At 63.7% G+C, this 19,093-nt stretch carries 18 protein-coding genes; 8 read left to right on the top strand and 10 right to left on the bottom strand.

The window, feature by feature from the left end; genetic code table 11:
• Positions 1–2: 2 nt before the first annotated feature.
• The 6 genes from AB4Y32_RS27150 to AB4Y32_RS27125 all read left to right on the top strand — a co-directional run bounded on the left by AB4Y32_RS27150 (position 3) and on the right by AB4Y32_RS27125 (position 7,427).
• Positions 3–323 carry a PP0621 family protein gene (locus AB4Y32_RS27150; RefSeq protein ID WP_368724323.1) on the top strand — a complete coding sequence of 107 codons (321 nt, stop codon included), beginning with the start codon at positions 3–5 and terminating at the stop codon, positions 321–323.
• Positions 320–940: a 1,6-anhydro-N-acetylmuramyl-L-alanine amidase AmpD gene (gene ampD / locus AB4Y32_RS27145; protein WP_368724322.1), complete on the top strand. Its 621-nt coding sequence runs from the start codon at positions 320–322 to the stop codon at positions 938–940. The genes AB4Y32_RS27150 and ampD overlap by 4 nt, the downstream gene beginning before the upstream one ends.
• Positions 941–1,431: 491 nt before the next feature.
• A complete protein-coding gene (locus tag AB4Y32_RS27140) occupies positions 1,432–4,428 on the top strand; it encodes a ribonucleoside-diphosphate reductase subunit alpha (protein WP_368724321.1) in 2,997 nt (998 codons plus the stop codon).
• A gap of 716 nt (positions 4,429–5,144) precedes the next feature.
• Positions 5,145–6,368: a ribonucleotide-diphosphate reductase subunit beta gene (locus AB4Y32_RS27135; protein WP_368724320.1), complete on the top strand. Its 1,224-nt coding sequence runs from the start codon at positions 5,145–5,147 to the stop codon at positions 6,366–6,368.
• A 79-nt stretch (positions 6,369–6,447) separates the two neighbouring features.
• Positions 6,448–6,774: a hypothetical protein gene (locus AB4Y32_RS27130; RefSeq protein ID WP_368724319.1), complete on the top strand. Its 327-nt coding sequence runs from the start codon at positions 6,448–6,450 to the stop codon at positions 6,772–6,774.
• Positions 6,775–6,803: 29 nt separating this feature from the next.
• Entirely contained in the window at positions 6,804–7,427 is a 624-nt protein-coding gene (locus AB4Y32_RS27125; RefSeq protein WP_342935874.1) for a histone H1-like repetitive region-containing protein, read from the top strand.
• A gap of 323 nt (positions 7,428–7,750) precedes the next feature.
• On the opposite strand, the gene AB4Y32_RS27120 is transcribed toward AB4Y32_RS27125, so the two are convergent.
• The 10 genes from AB4Y32_RS27120 to AB4Y32_RS27075 form a co-directional block, all read right to left on the bottom strand.
• A complete protein-coding gene (locus AB4Y32_RS27120; protein ID WP_368724318.1) occupies positions 7,751–8,242 on the bottom strand; it encodes a glycine zipper 2TM domain-containing protein in 492 nt (163 codons plus the stop codon).
• Positions 8,243–8,312: 70 nt separating this feature from the next.
• Positions 8,313–9,257 (bottom strand): carbohydrate kinase family protein, encoded by a 945-nt coding sequence (locus AB4Y32_RS27115; protein WP_368724317.1) that lies wholly within the window; start codon positions 9,255–9,257, stop codon positions 8,313–8,315.
• 107 nt (positions 9,258–9,364) lie between these two features.
• Positions 9,365–9,865 (bottom strand): thiol peroxidase, encoded by a 501-nt coding sequence (gene tpx, locus AB4Y32_RS27110; RefSeq protein WP_368724316.1) that lies wholly within the window; start codon positions 9,863–9,865, stop codon positions 9,365–9,367.
• Between the two features lie 95 nt (positions 9,866–9,960).
• On the bottom strand, positions 9,961–11,913 hold the full coding sequence (locus tag AB4Y32_RS27105; protein ID WP_368724315.1) for a zinc-ribbon and DUF3426 domain-containing protein: 1,953 nt from the start codon (positions 11,911–11,913) through the stop codon (positions 9,961–9,963).
• Positions 11,914–11,972: 59 nt separating this feature from the next.
• A complete protein-coding gene (prmA, locus tag AB4Y32_RS27100) occupies positions 11,973–12,875 on the bottom strand; it encodes a 50S ribosomal protein L11 methyltransferase (protein WP_368724314.1) in 903 nt (300 codons plus the stop codon).
• 3 nt (positions 12,876–12,878) lie between these two features.
• On the bottom strand, positions 12,879–14,246 hold the full coding sequence (accC, locus tag AB4Y32_RS27095) for an acetyl-CoA carboxylase biotin carboxylase subunit (RefSeq protein WP_087735195.1): 1,368 nt from the start codon (positions 14,244–14,246) through the stop codon (positions 12,879–12,881).
• A 135-nt stretch (positions 14,247–14,381) separates the two neighbouring features.
• On the bottom strand, positions 14,382–14,855 hold the full coding sequence (accB, locus tag AB4Y32_RS27090) for an acetyl-CoA carboxylase biotin carboxyl carrier protein (RefSeq protein ID WP_368724313.1): 474 nt from the start codon (positions 14,853–14,855) through the stop codon (positions 14,382–14,384).
• Between the two features lie 68 nt (positions 14,856–14,923).
• The gene (gene aroQ / locus AB4Y32_RS27085; RefSeq protein WP_342935868.1) at positions 14,924–15,388 is read right to left on the bottom strand and encodes a type II 3-dehydroquinate dehydratase; all 465 of its coding nucleotides are present in this window, start codon (positions 15,386–15,388) and stop codon (positions 14,924–14,926) included.
• A 194-nt stretch (positions 15,389–15,582) separates the two neighbouring features.
• Entirely contained in the window at positions 15,583–16,128 is a 546-nt protein-coding gene (locus AB4Y32_RS27080) for a TlpA family protein disulfide reductase (RefSeq protein WP_368724312.1), read from the bottom strand.
• Between the two features lie 18 nt (positions 16,129–16,146).
• Positions 16,147–16,797, bottom strand: a complete 651-nt coding sequence (locus AB4Y32_RS27075) for a UDP-N-acetylmuramate--alanine ligase (RefSeq protein ID WP_368724311.1) — start codon at positions 16,795–16,797, stop codon at positions 16,147–16,149.
• A 164-nt stretch (positions 16,798–16,961) separates the two neighbouring features.
• Between AB4Y32_RS27075 and mpl the strand changes: the two genes are divergently transcribed.
• Both mpl and AB4Y32_RS27065 read left to right on the top strand, forming a co-directional pair.
• Entirely contained in the window at positions 16,962–18,422 is a 1,461-nt protein-coding gene (mpl, locus tag AB4Y32_RS27070) for a UDP-N-acetylmuramate:L-alanyl-gamma-D-glutamyl-meso-diaminopimelate ligase (RefSeq protein WP_439899851.1), read from the top strand.
• Positions 18,419–19,021, top strand: coding sequence for a YqiA/YcfP family alpha/beta fold hydrolase (locus AB4Y32_RS27065; protein WP_368724309.1), 603 nt, complete (start codon positions 18,419–18,421; stop codon positions 19,019–19,021). The genes mpl and AB4Y32_RS27065 overlap by 4 nt, the downstream gene beginning before the upstream one ends.
• Positions 19,022–19,093 lie beyond the last annotated feature (72 nt).

The following is a 19,093-nucleotide window of genomic DNA, read 5'->3' as shown; positions in this document are numbered from 1 at the left end:
TCATGCGACAAATCTTTTTGCTGATCCTGTTGTTCATCGTCGGCCAGTGGCTGGTGAAGGCGCTGCGCCGCGCCGATTCGTCGCGCACGGCGCGCACGGGCGCGGGCGGTCATGCGGGTGCCGATGCGCACGCGGACGCGCGCAGCCATGGTCATGCGCACGGCAAGTCCGCGGGCCAGCTCGCCGAGCCGATGATCCGCTGCGTCGAGTGCGGCGTGCACGCACCGAAGAGCGATTCCGTCCTGGTCGACGGGCAGACGTTCTGCTCGCACGATCACGCGAAGCGCTACGCCGCCCGTCCCGCAGGCCGCAACGCGCGATGACGGCAGCAACTGCCGCGCGTTTCACCGTCGATGCAAACGGCTGGGTCAACGAAGCGCACAAGCTGCCGTCGCCGAATTTCGAGGCACGCCCGAACAGCGCGCGTCCCACGCTGATCGTCGTTCATAACATCAGCCTGCCGCCGAACGAATTCGGCGGCGCGGGCATCACCGATCTCTTCCTTAACCGGCTCGACTGCGACGCGCATCCATACTACGACGCGCATCTGCGCGATGTGCGCGTGTCCGCGCATTTCGTGATCCGTCGTGACGGCGCGCTCGAGCAATACGTGTCGTGCGACCAGCGCGCGTGGCATGCGGGCGCGTCGAACTTCTTCGGTCGCGAGCGCTGCAACGACTTCTCGATCGGCATCGAGCTCGAAGGCAGTGACACGACGCCGTTCGAAGCAGCGCAATACGAGACGCTCGCACCGCTCGTGCAGGCGCTCGCCGCGCACTATTCAATCGACGCGCTCGCCGGCCACGCCGACATCGCGCCCGGCCGCAAGACCGATCCCGGTCCGCACTTCGACTGGTCGCGTCTGCAACGCGACGCGGCGCTCGCCGATCGGTACTTCCCCTATCTGCATCCGTCGTCGCGCGCGCCGATAACGTCGTAAGCGCGTCACTTCGCGTTCGTATCATGCCGCGCCGACGGCGCGAGATCGCTGTGTTTCGTCGTCGCCTTCATCCGGCGCGGACTACCCAAAAGTCAATACCGTCTGACCAAATAAAACAATTTGCGATAGCCGTTCAGTACACTATACTTCGTGCCGTAATGCAGTCGATGCACTATATCTTGTGTTGATCAGGCGGCGCCCCGCTCCGTGAGCATGGCGCCGTCAGCATTCCCGGCATTGAAAAAACTTGATGCGGCGCAGTCGGTTGAGAGAGCCGGCGCGCCCGCAGCTTCGAAGAAAAGGGCGCAGTCAGTGATCGCGACACACATGATGAAGGCGTACGTCCCAACGGATCTGTCGCATCCGGCCACTCCGCTTTACGGTTCCCGCTACCTCTTTTCTTTTGCCCTATCGCATGCGTCCGGGGTGGCGCAGCGTTTGTACTAATCCGCGGATCACTCCGCACCATTCCAAGACCAGGAGCTTTGCACATGCAAACGACCGACAACGTGACGACCCGGTTCGAGGGCGCACCCACTGGCCGCCCCGTCGAAGGGCTCGCACAGGGCGCCCAGGCGCTCGCGCCGCAGACGGGCTATGCCGACTACAAGGTGATCCGTCGCAACGGCAGCGTAGTGTCGTTCGAGCCGTCGAAGATCGCCATCGCGGTGACGAAGGCGTTTCTGGCCGTCAACGGTGGTCAGGGCGCGGCGTCGGCGCGCGTTCGCGAGCTGGTCGAACAGCTCACGCAGAACGTCGTCCGCGCGCTCGTGCGCAGCCGTCCGAATGGCGGCACGTTCCATATCGAAGACATTCAGGATCAGGTCGAACTCGCGCTGATGCGCACGGGCGAGCACAACGTCGCGCGTGCCTACGTGCTGTATCGCGAGAAGCGCAGCCAGGAGCGCGGTCATGAGGCGGAAGCGCCCGCAGGCGCGCCGGGGCTCAATGTGACCGACAACGGCATCACGCGTCCGCTCGATCTGCCGGCGCTGCGCGGCCTGATCGAATCGGCGTGCGCGAACCTGGGCGATGCGGTGAACGCGGAGCCGATCGTCGCCGAGACGGTGAAGAACCTGTACGACGGCGTGCCGATGAGCCAGGTCTACGACTCGGCCATCCTCGCTGCGCGCACGATGATCGAGAAGGACCCGGCGTACAGCCAGGCCACGTCTCGCATCCTGCTGCACACGATCCGCCGCGAGATCCTCGAAGAGGAAGTCACGCAAGCCGAAATGGCCGGCCGCTATGCCGAGTACTTCCCGCTCTTCATCAAGCGCGGCGTGCAAGCCGAGCTGCTCGACGACAAGCTGCTGCAGTTCGACCTGAAGCGTCTCGGCGCCGCGCTCGACGCGGACCGCGACCTGCAGTTCGGCTACCTCGGCCTGCAGACGCTGTATGACCGCTACTTCCTGCACGTCGACGGCACGCGCATCGAAATGCCCCAGGCATTCTTTATGCGTGTCGCGATGGGCCTCTCGCTGAACGAGATCGACCGCGAAGCGCGCGCGATCGAGTTCTACAACGTGCTGTCGAGCTTCGACTTCATGTCGTCGACGCCGACGCTGTTCAACTCGGGCACGCGCCGCTCGCAGTTGTCGTCGTGCTATCTGACGACCGTCGACGACGACCTCGACGGCATCTACGAAGCGCTGAAGGAAAACGCGTTGCTGTCGAAGTTCGCCGGCGGTCTCGGCAACGACTGGACGCGCGTGCGCGCGCTCGGCTCGCACATCAAAGGCACCAACGGCAAGTCGCAAGGCGTGGTGCCGTTCCTGAAGGTCGTCAACGATACGGCTGTCGCCGTGAACCAGGGCGGCAAGCGCAAGGGCGCGGTGTGCGCGTACCTGGAATCGTGGCACCTCGACATCGAAGAATTCCTCGAGTTGCGCAAGAACACGGGTGACGACCGTCGCCGCACGCACGACATGAACACGGCGAACTGGATTCCCGATCTGTTCATGAAGCGCGTGCTCGAAGGCGGCGACTGGACGCTGTTCTCGCCGTCCACCTGCCCGGACCTGCACGACAAGTTCGGCGCCGAGTTCGAAGCGGCTTACACGGCTTACGAAGACAAGGTCGCGCGCGGCGAGATCAAGCTGTTCAAGAAGATTCCGGCCGCGCAGCTGTGGCGCAAGATGCTCGGCATGCTGTTCGAAACGGGTCATCCGTGGATCACGTTCAAGGACCCGTGCAATGTGCGCTCGCCGCAACAGCACGTCGGCGTCGTCCACTCGTCGAACCTGTGCACGGAAATCACGCTGAACACGAGCGACGCCGAAATCGCCGTCTGCAACCTGGGCTCCGTGAACCTGGTCGCGCACCTGAAGGAGCAGGCCGACGGCACGCTCGCGCTCGATCACGACAAGCTGAAGCGCACGATCAGCGTCGCGATGCGCATGCTCGACAACGTCATCGACATCAACTACTACGCGGTCGCGAAGGCGCGTAACTCGAACCTGAAGCATCGCCCCGTCGGCATGGGCATCATGGGCTTCCAGGACTGCCTGCACGTGCTGCGCACGCCGTACGCATCGCGGGAAGCCGTCGAGTTCGCCGACCGTTCGATGGAAGCCGTCTGCTACTACGCGTACTGGGCGTCGACGGAACTGGCGGAAGAGCGCGGCCGCTACTCGACCTACCGCGGCTCGCTGTGGGATCGCGGCATCCTCCCGCAGGACACGCTCAAGCTGCTCGCCGACGCACGCGGCGGCTACGTCGACGTGGACTCGAGCGAATCGATGGACTGGGCATCGCTGCGTTCGCGCATCGCCACGCATGGCATGCGCAACTCGAACTGCGTCGCGATCGCGCCGACGGCGACGATCTCGAACATCATCGGCGTGTCTGCATGTATCGAGCCGACGTTCCAGAACCTGTACGTGAAGTCGAACCTGTCGGGCGAATTCACGGTGGTGAACGACTACCTCGTGCGTGACCTGAAGGCACGCGGTCTGTGGGACGAAGTGATGGTCGCCGACCTGAAGTACTTCGACGGCTCGCTGTCGCGCATCGACCGTGTGCCGGCCGACCTGCGCGCGATCTACGCGACCGCGTTCGAAGTCGATGCAACGTGGCTGGTCGAAGCGGCGTCGCGCCGTCAGAAGTGGATCGACCAGGCGCAGTCGCTGAACATCTATATGGCGGGCGCGTCGGGCAAGAAGCTCGACGAGGTCTACAAGCTCGCATGGCTGCGCGGCCTGAAGACGACGTACTACCTGCGCACGATGGCGGCGACGCACGTCGAGAAGTCGACGGTCGCGCACGGCGCGCTGAACGCGGTGCCGTCGGGCGATGGTGGCGAAGGCGGCGCAGCGGGTGGCTTCGGTGTCGGCGGCGGTGCGGCTTCGTCGGGCGTGACGGGCGGCTTCCAGGCATCGGCCGCGGCAGCAACGGCAGTGCCCGCAGCAGCACCCGAAGCGGATGGTCCTGTCTGCATGATGCGTCCGGGCGACCCTGGCTTCGAAGAGTGCGAAGCCTGCCAGTAAGCACGCGCGGTCAGCACGCAGTACCGCTGTCAGCAGGAAGCGGCAGCAAGCAGTAACCCGCCGCCGGTCCTCGCCGGTGGCGCGCAGAAAGAGATGAGCGGCGCAGGTGGAGCGCGCCGCTCATCGAGAAACGAAGTCGAAGCAGCACGCACGCCGGACGTCGAGCAAGACTCAGGGCAAGACTTCGATGACGCGCCGCGAAAGCAGAAGCCGATGCGCTTCGAGCGGGCGTGACGCGCAAGAGCCGAAACTCGAGCAGCACTTCGATCAGGCGATTCATCGCGCAGTTTGCGCGGCGATGTGCCGGGGCAGTCAGCCAGGCAAAGCAGCGAGGAACATCACGTGCTACATGTCGGTTGATGGCTGCGAGGAAACACGAAGCCGCAAGCCGAATGCAGCACGCGAAGCAGCGGACGAGCGGGCGATCATCACATGCCCGACATGCTTCGACAGAACATCGCGACGTGTACGAAGACGCAATCGTTTCGAAGCCGAAGCAACGCACACGCATCGCTGAAGCAACGCTCGTTCGATCGTGCATCGCGCTACATCGACACACGTTTCGATCGACTCGCATCGAGTGACCTTCACTGACTCATGAACAAAGTGTTGTATGAAGGTCGCAACGCGATTCGAAAACAGGATTTTTCATGAGCGGACCCTTTTAACGCTCGTGAAAAGATGGTACAAACCGATCTAAATTGATGGTGACATTTATGCTCAACTGGGATGACGAGATCACTGCCGTAACTCCCTCGAGTGCGACGCAACCGAACGTGCTGCGCAACGCTGAGGGACCGGCCGTCGGTTCGCAAGTGCAATCGCGTTCCGCTCATCAAGCTCCCTCGGCTCAACAAGTCTTCGCAAACGACATCGCAATCGCTCCGCCAGCACAAACGAATGCGCCGGCTGTCGCTCCCGAAGCTCGCGTGAATGTCGCCGACAAGCGCATCATCAACGGTCAGACTGACGTCAATCAGCTGGTGCCGTTCAAGTACAAATGGGCGTGGGAGAAGTATCTGTCCGGTTGCGCGAACCACTGGATGCCGCAGGAAATCAACATGTCCCGCGACATCGCGCTCTGGAAAGACCCGAACGGGCTGACAGAAGACGAGCGCCGCATCGTGAAGCGCAACCTCGGCTTTTTCGTGACGGCCGACTCGCTCGCGGCGAACAACATCGTTCTCGGCACGTACCGTCACATCACGGCGCCCGAATGCCGCCAGTTCCTGCTGCGCCAGGCGTTCGAAGAGGCGATCCACACGCACGCTTACCAGTACATCGTCGAGTCGCTCGGTCTCGACGAAGGTGAAATCTTCAACGCGTATCACGAAGTTACATCGATCCGCGACAAAGACGAATTCCTGATTCCGTTCATCCACACGCTGACCGACCCGGCCTTCAAGACGGGCACGCTCGAAGCAGACCAGAAGCTGCTCAAGTCGCTGATCGTGTTCGCGTGCGTGATGGAAGGTCTGTTCTTCTACGTCGGCTTTACCCAGATCCTGGCGCTCGGCCGCCAGAACAAGATGACGGGCGCGGCGGAACAGTACCAATACATCCTGCGCGACGAGTCGATGCACTGCAATTTCGGCATCGACCTGATCAACCAGATCAAACTCGAAAACCCGCACCTGTGGACGCCGGAGTTCCGTGCGGAGATCCGCGAGATCTTCAGGCATGCGGTCGACCTCGAATATCGCTACGCAGAAGACACGATGCCGCGCGGGGTGCTCGGCCTCAACGCATCGATGTTCAAGAGCTATCTGCGCTTCATCTGCAACCGTCGTTGCCAGCAGATCGGTATCGATCCGCTGTTCCCGAACGAGGAAAACCCGTTCCCGTGGATGAGCGAGATGATCGACCTGAAGAAGGAACGCAATTTCTTCGAGACTCGGGTTATCGAATATCAGACCGGTGGCGCGCTGTCCTGGGAGTAGCCCAACGCGTCGCGTATGTATTTGATGGGGTTGCCGCCGGCCGTGCCGCGGCAAGTTTGATGAGGAGCATGACCGCCTGATGCAGAGCGTGCCCGGTGCGCCGCGGAATGCCGCGGCCCATAAAGATTACAGGCACTTTGCGAACCCTTCAGTGGGATGGGCAAACTTCCCCCCGGAAAAAGCCGTCCGCGCGAAAGCGAGCGGCTCGATCAAACGATTGGCGGCATCGACATCCGATGCCGACTGGACTTGGCGCGCTGTGCCCGATGGCACGGCGCGCCTTACCGTATTCATTAGCGTAAGCGCGCTGGAGCTGCGTACGCCGATGAATAGCCCGCTTCGCAGTGGCCGCCGTGAGAAGCGTCCGCGGGAAGCGGGTTTTGACGAAGGGTGTAGTTTGAACTGACTCTCATCTGAAACCTGAAGGAGAAAATGATGGCACTCGCCAAGAAGAAGCCGGCAGCCAAGAAGGCTGCAGCAAAGAAGGTCGTCGCGAAGAAGGCGGCTCCCGCCAAGAAGGCAGCACCGGCTAAGAAGGCCGCTGTGAAGAAGGTTGCAGCGAAGAAAGTCGCCGTGAAGAAGGTTGCTGCGAAGAAGGCGGCACCGGCGAAGAAGGCAGCTGCAAAGAAGGTCGCAGCGAAGAAGGTTGCAGCAAAGAAAGTCGCCGTGAAGAAGGTTGCTGCGAAGAAGGCAGCACCGGCGAAGAAGGCCGCTGCAAAGAAGGTCGCAGCGAAGAAAGTTGCAGCGAAGAAAGTTGCAGCGAAGAAAGTCGCCGTAAAGAAGGTTGCTGCGAAGAAGGCAGCGCCGGCGAAGAAGGCCGCTGCGAAGAAGGCGCCCGCTAAGAAGGCTGCTGCCAAAAAGGCTGCGCCCGCGAAGAAGGCTGCCGCGAAAAAGGCCGCTGCCCCTGCGAAGAAGGCTGCTCCTGCGAAGAAGGCTGTTGCGAAGAAGGCAGCACCTGCTCCCGCTGCGCCCGCTGCTTCGACGGCGCCGGCTGCTACGGTCAAGACCGCGTTGAACCCGGCTGCAGCATGGCCGTTCCCGACGGGCAGCCGTCCGTAAGAGCCGATGCCGCAACGGACGTATCCAGCATGCGTCCGGCGATTGAGTAGGGCTACTCAATCAAACTGATCCCGCCGCCGGGCGACTGGCGGCGGGATTTTTTCGTCTGCTGTTCGACTTGTGCGTCTTGTGTTTCATGCCGTCGTCGACGCGATGGGCTCGCGCGCGGCAAAGTCAGTCGAAGGATGCGCAGCTCATGCGGCGATGCGCAATCGAGAGACGAAAAAAAACGAATGCGCAGGGGAGCACATGCGTGTGAGGCTGCCGTCACGGCGCGAGAGCGCGCCGTCGGCGGGGAAATGGATTGCGTCTGTGGGAACGGGTCAGTGGGTCACGCGGGTCACGCCGCCGCTCGACAGCAGACGCACGCGCTCGCCGGCCTGGAAGAGTTCGCCTGTCGCGCTTTGCGTGATCGCGCGCATGTCGCCGTTGTCGAGGCGCACCGTGATCTCGACGCCATCGCGCATAGCGGTGCTGTTCTCGATCGTGTTGCCTGCGACGGCGCCCGCCAGCCCGCCGACGATGCCCGTCAGGATTGAGCCACGGCCGCCGCCGATCGCGCTGCCCGCGACCGCGCCGAGCGCGCCGCCGCCCACTGCGCCAATGCCGCTCGGCTGACCGTTGTTCGTGCTGATCTTTACGGCACGCACGCTGTCGACGATGCCCATGCGTACGGTCTCTTCACGTTGCGCTTGCGATGACGTGTACACGTCGGCGGAACTGCTGTTGTACGCGCAGCCTGTCACGGCAAGCGAACTGACGATCACCACGCCCAGTATCAGACGGCCCACAGTAGTACGACTTGTTGTTTTCATTCCCTTGACTCCAAACGGGCTCGCTTCTCCGAGCCCTCAAACCCGACTGACCAGGCGCGGCGTATGCGCGTCACGCGCCCGCGGGCAGTTCGTAACTGAATGCCTGCTTGAACCGGTCGTTGATCTCCGCGCGCGAAGGCGCATAGTTTTGCGGCCCTTGATGTTCGATCTTGAGCGCGCCCATCAGACTCGCGAGACGGCCCGTGGTTGCCCAGCCGAGACCCTTCTCGATGCCGTGCAGCAGGCCGCCCCGGAAGGCGTCGCCGCAACCCGTGGGGTCCAGCACCTGCTTTGCCTTGACGGCCGGAATCTCTTCGATGCCGCCCGAGTGATGAATCTGCGCACCGTGTTCGCCGCGCGTCACGATCAGCGCATCGACACGGCTTGCGATCTCTTCGATCGACCAGCCCGTCTTGTTGCTCACGAGCGCGGCTTCGTAGTCATTGACTGCCACGTAGGTGGCAAGTTCAATCATGCGGCGCAGCGACGCGCCGTCGAACAGCGGCAGCCCTTGGCCCGGATCGAAGATGAACGGAATGCCCGCCGCCGCGAACTGTTCGGAGTGCTGGATCATGCCGTCGAAGCCGTCCGGCGCAACGATGCCGAGCTTCACGTCCGGCTGGTCGGCGCGGTTCAGATGCGACTGCATCATCGCGCCCGGGTGGAACGCGGTGATCTGATTGTTCTCGAGGTCGGTCGTGATCATCGCCTGCGCCGAGTAGGTGTCGGGCAGCACGCGCACATGCTCTTTCGACAGTCCGAGCATATCGAGGCGATCGATGTACAGCTGCGCGTCGACCGCGCCGAGCGTCGCCATGATGCGCGCGTCGCCGCCGAGCAGATGCAGCGAGTACGCGATATTGCCCGCACAGCCGCCAAATTCGCGACGCATCGTCGGCACGAGGAAGCTGACGTTCAGGATGTGGACCTGTTCCGGCAGGATGTGCTCCCGAAAGCGCCCTTCGAAGGTCATGATGTTGTCGTAGGCGAGCGAGCCGCAAATCAGCGTAGCCAAAGCGAGCGTTCCTATAAGTATCGGTCGGAGGGAAAAGGATGCGACGATGTGACAGCGCCGCTCCCGGGCGATGCGGGAGCGGCGCTGTGTCGACGCGAGCGTGAAGCTTACTTCAGCGCGGCGAGCGCTGCGTCGTAGTTCGGTTCGTTCTTGATTTCGCCGACGAGCTCGGCGTGCACGACCTTGTCGTTTTCATCGAGGACGACGACGGCGCGTGCCGTGAGGCCCGTCAGCGGGCCGCTCGTCACGTCGACGCCATACGCTTGCGCGAACTCGTGGCCGCGGAACGTCGAGGCCGTCACGACGTTTTCGATCCCTTCCGTCGTGCAGAAGCGCGAAGCGGCGAACGGCAGGTCGCCCGACACGACGATCACGGCTGTGTTGCTCAGCTTCGCGGCTGCTTCGTTGAACTTGCGCGTCGACGTTGCGCAGGTCGGCGTGTCGAGACTCGGGACGATGTTCAGCACCTTGCGCTTGCCGGCGAAATCGGCGAGTGAGAGCGGCTTCAGATCCTTGCCGATGAGCGTGAAGGCGGGCGCCTTCTGGCCGACGGACGGGAACTTGCCAGCGACTTCGATCGGGTTGCCACCCAGCGTGACTTGACTCATGTTGTGCTCCGAAGATTCGTCAGGGATTGACGGGATGCGCGCCCGGTTCGTGCCGGATGCGCGGGTGTAACCAGCTTGCGCCGCAGAGATACCCGTTACGGATAGAAAATCTGCACGCGGAAATTCGAGGCGACGGCGTTGCCGGTGTCGAGGCGCACGATCATCGTCTGCGTCGTGCGGGCGGGCAGGCCCGCCGCAATCGGCGTGCCGGGCTTCACATAGTCTTGCGGCCACAGCACGCGCCGCACGGCGACGTTGTTGTTCTCGTCAAGCAGCGTCAGTTCGACGGCGGGATAGGCGAGCGCGATGTCGAAGCGGTTGCGCAGCGGCATCCTCAATTCGAGCTTGTGCGGCCCGTCGATCTGGCGCAGATCGGACGGCTCGACCAGCAGGCCGTCGATATCGCGCGGCGGTCCGACCTTGCAGCCCAGGTTCGCGCAAGCCTTCACGAAGAGCGGCTGCGCACCGGGCCACACGACCATCACCGATTCGCGTTGCCACCATGCGAGCTGCGCGAGCAGCAAAACGGCCAGCACGGCGATCACGACTCCACCGACGGCCTGCCACGCGATGCGGCGCGAGTCTTGTCCGAGCGGCTCGCGCCGGACGGCGAAGGCGTCGTCGTCATCGTCGGGCGCGGCGGCGAACGGCTTGCGCGCGCCCGCGCCGAAGTGCGGCTCGTGATCGTGTTCTTCAGCAGGTGAGCCGAAGTGGGGCTCGCGGTCCCGGTGATCGTCGCCAGACGGAACGGCCGCGCTGTCATCGGGGTCGAAAAAGGGTTTGTGCCGCTTGTCGCGAAGCGGCTCGTACAGCCCTTCGTGCAAGGTTTCGTGCAGCGGCTCGTGCAATGGCTCGTGCAGCGACGCGTCGGCTTCGGCCTTCGCTGCGCCCGCTGTTCCGGCATCGGGTGCGCGCGCCGATTCGCGAGCGGGCTCCGCTGCGCGCCACGTATGCGGCGGCGGCTCCGCGATTTCCTGCTCGAGCACGCGTTCGGGCGAGGCTTCGAAGGTCGGCTCTGTCTTCGGCGCAGCAGGTGATTCGGCAGATCGCGCGACCTTCGGCTGAGCTTGTGCGTCGCCTGACGGTTCGACCTTCGGCTGGGCTTGTGTGTCGCCTGACGGCTCGACCTTCGGCTGGGCTTGCGCGTCGCCTGACGGTTCGACCTTCGGCCGAGCTTGCGCATCGCCTGACGGCTCGATCTTCGGCTGAGCTTGCGTGGCGATCGACGGTTCGACCTTCGGCTCCGCTCGCGTTTCGGCAGGCGGCGCGGCCTTCTGCTCGACGTGCGGCTCGACCGGTTTGCGCGCGGCCGCCTTTTCCGCATTCAGCGGCTCCGAGTCGGTCAGTTCGAGCGTCAGAGGCGGCTGAGCGGAACTCGGAATCGTGACGGGCTTGAGCGGAATCGTCGATGCATTGTGGCGGATGCGTCCGTCGATCGACGCATCGGGCGACGCTGCCCACGGGTTCCATGCTTCCGCGCGGAAGTCGGGCGAGCCGGCGGTTGGCGTGCCGTGCGCGGGCGCCGTGTCTCTGGCTTCGACGGGCGCTTTGTCGACGTGCGCTTGCGCCGCGGCGTGACCGGCCGGCGCTTCTTCGTGCCGTACAGCCTCGTTGCTTGCGAACGGCTTTGCAGCATGCTCGCTGCTGGTTTCTGCCAGATGCGCGGTGGGGGGGGCTGCCGTAGCTTCAGCGGCGTGCGGCGAAGCGGATTCCGCGGCGTGCATCCCCGCATCTTTGGCCGGCTGCTCGGCGCGATGCGTATCGGTATCGGCAGGTGCAGCAGGTTCGACAGCGGGAGCGGTACCATCACGCGCGGGCGCTCGCCCGCCGTTCGCCAGTTTATCGAGCGTGTACGCGGTCACATCGTCGATCGACACGCGCTTTGCTTTATCGACGCTCGTGCCGTTGGTCACATCAAAGAGATTGTTCGATGCGTCGAATACCTCGTGGCAATGGCCACAACGAACGAGCCCGCGGCGCAGCGTGAGCTGCTCCGGCTGGAGCTTGAAAGCGGTTTTACAGAAGGGACAGCGTGTCGCTAGAAGCATATTGAGTCGATTGACCGGTTAGCCGTTAAGGGGCCGGAAGCTGACAGATATGCCTTATTCTAATGGCTTTCGCGTCGGGTACCTGCAAGGCAGACCCAGCCCTCGTGTTCACGCCATACGGCGATGTCGATCCATTGCCGATAGATGAGCGCGACCTCTTCAGCCTGGCGCGCGAGAATGCCCGACAGCGCAATGCGTCCGCCCGGCTTCACCTTCGACGACAGCATCGACGCCATCAGTTTCAGCGGGTTCGACAGAATGTTCGCCACGACGATATCGAACTCGCCCGCGGGGCAATCGTCGGGTAGACCGTACGTGACGTCGGCGTGATTGCGCTCGCTGTTCTGGCGCGCCGACTCGACCGCTTGCGGGTCGATGTCGATGCCGATTACCGGGTCCGCGCCGCATTTCTTCGCAAGAATCGCGAGAATGCCCGAGCCGCAGCCATAGTCGAGCACCGACTCGCCTTTCTTCACCGATTGCTCCAGCCACTCCATGCACAGACGTGTCGTCGGGTGGCTTCCCGTGCCGAACGCGAGGCCGGGATCGAGTTCGAGCACCAGCGCATCGGGATCGGGTGCAGCGTGCCACGACGGCACGACCCAGACGCGCTCGCCGATCGGAATCGGATCGAACTGGGATTGCGTGAGACGCACCCAGTCCTGCTCCTCGACTTCGCGCACGCTGAACGACGGCGTGTCGGCGAGACAGAGTTCGTTCGCGGCGGCCGCGAGCAGTACCGCCGGCTCGTGCTCGGGCGCGAGCAGCGCGATCACGCGCGAATGCGTCCACGCGGTGCGCTCCGGCGTGAGACCGGGCTCGCCGAATAGCGGCTGCTCGTCGGGCGTGTCGGCATCCGCGTCTTCGACGGACACCGACAGCGCGCCCAGTTCGAGCAGTGCATCCGACAACGCTTCCGCGTGTTCGCGCGCGAGTTCGACGATCAGTTCCCGGTAGCTCATTGCTTACGCTTCTTCCGGTGCGGCCTGCAGCTTCGCGGCCAGCCGGTTTTCGAGGTAATGGATGCTCGTGCCGCCTTCGACGAACTTCGCGTCGAGCATTAGCTCGCGATGCAGCGGAATGTTGGTCTGAATGCCTTCGACCACCATTTCCGACAGCGCGATGCGCATCCGGCTGATCGCCTGCTCGCGCGTCGCGCCGTAAGCGATCAGCTTGCCGATCATCGAATCATAGTTCGGCGGCACGAAATAGCCGTTGTACGCGTGCGAATCGACGCGAATACCGGGGCCGCCCGGCATATGCCACGACGTAAGACGCCCAGGCGACGGAATGAACTTGAACGGATCTTCGGCGTTGATACGGCACTCGATTGCATGTCCGCGGAACTGAATGTCGCGCTGGCGGAGCGCGAGCTTCTCGCCGGCAGCGATGCGGATCTGTTCCTGAACGATGTCGATGCCCGTGATCAGTTCGGTGACGGGGTGCTCGACCTGCACGCGCGTGTTCATTTCGATGAAGTAGAACTCACCGTTCTCGTACAGGAATTCGAACGTGCCCGCGCCGAGGTAGCCCATCTTCTTGCACGCATCCGCGCAGCGGTCGCCGATGCGCTCGATCAGGCGTCGCGCGATGCCGGGCGCCGGCGCTTCCTCGATCACCTTCTGGTGACGGCGCTGCATCGAGCAGTCGCGTTCGCCGAGCCAGAGCGCGTTCTTGAACGAATCGGCGAGCACCTGGATTTCGATGTGCCGCGGGTTCTCCAGGTATTTCTCCATGTAGACCTGCGGATTGCCGAACGCGCGGCCGGCTTCTTCGCGCGTCATGTTGACGGCGTTGACGAGCGCGGCTTCCGTGTGCACGACGCGCATGCCGCGGCCGCCGCCGCCGCCCGCCGCCTTGATGATCACCGGATAGCCGATCGCGCGCGCAATCTTCACGATTTCCTTCGGATCATCCGGCAATGCGCCTTCCGATCCGGGCACGCACGGCACGCCCGTCTTGATCATCGTCTGCTTTGCCGTGACCTTGTCGCCCATCAGGCGAATCGTGTCGGGGCGCGGGCCGATGAACACGAAGCCCGATTGCTCGACGCGCTCGGCAAAGTCCGCGTTCTCGGAGAGGAAGCCGTAGCCGGGGTGAATCGCCTCGGCGTCCGTCACTTCCGCCGCGCTGATCAGCGCGGGCATGTTCAGATAGCTCAGGTTCGACGGCGCCGGTCCGATGCAGACCGCCTCGTCGGCGAGCTTCACGTATTTGGCTTCCTTGTCGGCTTCGGAATAGACGACGACCGTCTTGACGCCGAGTTCGCGGCACGCGCGCTGAATACGGAGCGCGATTTCGCCGCGATTGGCAATGAGGATTTTTTCAAACATAGCGGATATTCGACTCATCAATGGGCGCCGCGTGTCGGTTGCGCAATTGCTTCCAGAAGCGCGTCTGCCACAGAGGATCGGTGCGCGCCCGAAGAAGGAGGGCGCGCGGATGGCGTACGGCTAAAAAGCGCCGCGTCAGCCGATCACGAAGAGCGGCTGGCCGTATTCGACTGCCTGCCCGTTCTCGACGAGGATTTCCTTGATGACGCCAGCCTGATCCGACTCGATTTCGTTCAGCAGCTTCATCGCTTCGATGATGCAGATCGTCTGGCCTTCCTTGACGGCGTCGCCCACCTGCACGAACGGATCGGCACCCGGCGACGGCGCGCGATAGAACGTGCCGACCATCGGCGAGGTCACGACGTGACCCTGCGGCGCAGCGGCGGCCGGCGTGGCCGGCCCGGCGACGGCGGGTGCTTCCGCCGGATGAACGCCAGGCGCGGATGCCGTCGCCGGGAATTGCGGCGCGAAGTTGCCGGGTTGCTGGACGTAAACCGGCGGCGCGTTCTTGACGATGCGCACCTTGCCTTCGCCCTCGGTCACTTCGAGTTCGGAAATGCCGGACTCGGAGACGAGGTCGATCAGAGTCTTCAGTTTACGTAGATCCATGGGCTTCCCCTTTCAATGCGTGAAGCGCCGGCGGGATGCCGCCGGCGCTGAATTCGTGTTTTGGGTTGTCAGTCGCGCGACGTCCCGGCTGTCTGAACGGACAACCGGTCGAGCGCGTATTCGAGTGCGTACAGATAACCCTTCCAGCCGAGGCCGCAAATCACGCCCTCTGCCTGGTCGGAGAAATACGAGTGATGCCTGAACGGTTCTCGACGATGCACGTTCGACAGATGAATCTCGACGAACGGGATGCCGACGCCCGCTAGTGCGTCCCGGATCGCTACGCTCGTATGCGTGTACGCGGCGGGATTAATCAGGATGAAATCGGTCTTCTCGGTCCGGGCGGCCTGGATGCGATCGACGAGTGCGCCTTCGTGATTGCTCTGGAAGGTGGCCAGTTCGACGCCGGCGTCGGCTGCGCGGTCGGCGAGCGCCTGATCGATCTGCGGGAGCGTGACGCGGCCATACACCTCAGGTTCCCGGGTGCCGAGAAGATTGAGATTGGGGCCGTGCAGAACCAGCAGTCGCGTCATGGTCGCTTCGTTTTCCGTGGAATTGGCCGCACTTTAGCGCTGATTAGAGAAATTTGTCTAGTTTCTCGAGCACCCGCGACGATCCGGCGCCTTTCCGGGATAGCCGCAACTGGCCGAACTTCCGACAATTCCGCTCGAATGTCGGGCAACCTGGACCCAAACGTTCTCAACTAAACGTCAATAAGTTGTCGACGTCACAGCGCGTCGAGCGTCCGTTTCAGCTCGTCGGGCTTGACCTGTCCTAATTTTGTCGACCGTACGACCCCTTTTGCGTCAATTACGACGGTATAAGGCAAACCGCCCGCGTTGTTGCCGAATGCGCGGGCGAGGTCAGCGCCGCCGAATCCGGCGACGAAAATCGGGTAGTCGACGGGCACTTTCTGAAGGAACGCCTTCACGTTCTTATCCGAGTCGACGCCGAGTCCCACGAACTCGATGCCTTTCTTCGCGTATTCCTTATGCAACTGCGACAGCGACGGCATTTCCTCGACGCACGGTCCACACCACGACGCCCAGAAGTTGACGACGACGGGATGGCCCTTGAACCCGGCGAGCGACTGCGGCTTGCCGTCCGCGTTCGTGACGTTCGCCGACCACAGCTGGTTGACGGCGTTGTTGTCGGCGGGCGCGGCGTTCGCGACGCCCGCGAGGTCGTTGCTGCCGAGGAACCAGTGGCTCGCTACTGCTCCTCCCACCGTTGCGACGACGGCCACAGTCGCGATTGCCAGAATGCGCTTCATATATAGAGAGTGTGTCAGTTAGAGGAAAGGCGAGCCGTCGCTCTCGTCGATCAGCGCCTGCACTGCGCGAACGTCGGCCCTTGCGAGCCGGCCCCGCGCGTCGGCTCGCACTGCGCCGCGCAGGTCATCGGTGCTGTACAGCGCGACGTGGATACCGACGGGCTCGGCGTCCCGTCCTTCATCGGTCGGACGCCAGAGAAAGCTCAATGTTTCGACGTATCCGCGCCCCGCAAAGTGCCGGGTTTCGGAAACGTCGTACTGCACATTCGCATCCAGCAGGTAAATGGCGACTTCCTTCGGGTTATCGCAGAACGCTTGCAGATGTATGTCGGAATGCTCGCCAGCCGTACCGCCCAACACGGCCCCCGTCAGATAAGGATTGAACGGCGCGAGCCGCTGCATCCAGTCCAGCGCAATTTCTCTCAGGCGGCGCAGCACGGCCGGCTGGCTGTCGCCCTGAAACAGCGACTGGTATTCCCGGATTTCTTCCTCGATCTGGTCGTTATCCGGCAGCCATTCGCCCGCGACGCGCGTCTCCCCGACGACTTGCCGCGCAGCCTTGCGCTTGGCCGTCGAGTAGTCGAGACCGTCTTCGGCGATCATTCTCGCAGCTGCGATCGCGATTTCCTCGCGCACGCGCTGCGGATCGAAATGTGATTTGCGAACCATCCGTCAATGATACTAGAGAAAACCCGGTGGCCTTTTTGCGCGCGCCCGCGCCGCCCAAGGCTCGAGCGCGCGTTCGACGGCGCTTCGGAAAGCTCGCGCGCGCAGGAACGGGCGGGCCTGTCGGTTACAATAAGCGTCCTTTGCCGCGAGGGCTTTTCGGCCCTTTGCGCGCATCTCCTTCCACGCAAAACACGCCCTGCGGCGCGACAGCTTTTATGCACATTCACATCCTCGGCATCTGCGGCACGTTCATGGGCGGTCTCGCTGTTCTCGCGCGCAACGCTGGGCACACGGTGACGGGTTGCGACGCCGGCGTCTACCCGCCGATGAGCACGCAGCTCGAGGCGCAAGGGATCAAGCTGATCGAAGGCTGGGGCGTCGAGCAGCTCGACCTGAAGCCCGATCTCTTCGTGGTCGGCAACGTCGTGACGCGCGGCAATCCGCTGATGGAAGAAATCCTGAATCGCGGCCTGCCGTACACGTCCGGTCCGCAATGGCTCGGCGAGCATGTGCTGAGCGGCAAATGGGTGCTCGCGGTCGCGGGCACGCACGGCAAGACGACCACGACGTCGATGCTGACGTGGCTGCTCGAAGACGCCGGGATGAATCCAGGCTTCCTGATCGGCGGGGTGCCGTTGAATTTCGGCGTGTCGGCGCGGCTGACCGATTCGAGCTTCTTCGTGATCGAAGCCGACGAATACGACACGGCGTTCTTCGACAAGCGCTCGAAGTTCGTCCATTACCGGCCGCGCACGGCGATCCTGAATAACCTGGAATTCGATCACGCCGACATCTTCCCGGATCTCACTGCGATCGAAACGCAATTTCATCACCTCGTGCGCACGGTGCCGGGCATCGGCCGCATCGTGTCGAATGGCCGCGAAGACGCGCTCGAACGCGTGCTGACGCGCGGCTGCTGGAGCGATGTGGAGCGCTTTGGCGTCGAAGGCGGCTGGCAGGCGCTGCCCGCTGAAGACGGTGTCGCCGTCGACGAGCGCTTCGCCGTCTATCACGGCGGCGAGCGTGTCGGCGTGGTCGACTGGCAGGTGCAGGGCGACCACAACCGGATGAACGCCATCGCCGCGATCGCCGCAGCGCGCCACATCGGTGTGCCGCCCGCGCAGGCCGCGAAGTCGCTGTCGACCTTCCGCAACGTGAAGCGCCGGATGGAAGTGCGCGGCAGCGTCGACGGCGTGACCGTCTACGACGATTTCGCGCATCACCCGACGGCGATCCAGACGACGATCGCCGGCCTGCGCACGCGGGTGGGCCGCGACAACACACGCGTACTCGCCGTGTTGGAGCCGCGCTCGAACACGATGAAGCTCGGCGTGATGAAGGCGCAGTTGCCGTCGAGCCTCGCCGACGCCGACCTCGTATTCGGCTACGGCGCGCCGGCGGGCAAGGACGCGCTCGGCTGGGACCTCGCCGAAGCGCTCGCGCCGATGGGCGGCAAGGCGCTGGCGTTCAGCGACATCGACGCGCTGGTCAAAGCCATCGTCGCGGCGGCGCAGCCTGGCGATCACGTACTCGTGATGAGCAACGGCGGCTTCGGCGGTGTGCACCAGAAGCTGCTCGACGCGCTGTCGGCGCGCCCGGCGGAGCAGGCGCGGGGCGTCGCGTGATTCTCTATCTGCACGGTTTCCGCTCGTCGCCCAATTCGTTCAAGGCGCGCGTGATGGCCGGGCGGCTTGCCGCGCTCGGCCGCAGCGCAGAATGGTGCTGTCCGATGCTGCCCGTGTCGCCGCTCGAAACCGTGGCGCTCGTCGAAGAACTGGTCGCCGCGGCCAGGCCGGCGCATGTGACGATGATCGGCAGTTCGCTCGGCGGCTACTTCGCGACGCATCTCGCTGAAAAGCACGGCTGGCGCGCGTTGCTGCTGAACCCGGCCGTCGTGCCGCAGCGCGACCTGAGCCACTATCTCGGCGAGCAGCCGTTGTGGCACGGCGGTGGCAGCATCGTCGTCGAGCCGCATCATCTGGATGAATTACGCGCGCTCGGCGTTGCGTCGATCACGCGCCCCGAACGCTATTATCTGATTGCCGCCACCGGCGACGAAGTGCTCGATTATCGCGAAATGCTCGCGCACTATCCCGGCGTGCGGACGAAACTGATCGAAGGCAGCGACCACGCGATCAGCGAGTTTCCCGATTATGTCGACGACGTGCTCGCGTTTTGCGACGCCGCCGACGCCGAGCCGCCCGCGCCACGCGAGGCGGCATGATCCGATGATCCGCAAACGGCGCGCGCCGTCCGGCACGCGCGTTGCGGAGCACCACACCGAACACGACGCCGA

It is taken from the genome of Paraburkholderia phymatum (genome assembly GCF_040965635.1).
GTDB lineage: Bacteria > Pseudomonadota > Gammaproteobacteria > Burkholderiales > Burkholderiaceae > Paraburkholderia > Paraburkholderia phymatum_B.
This window is presented reverse-complemented; position numbering and strand designations above follow the sequence as displayed.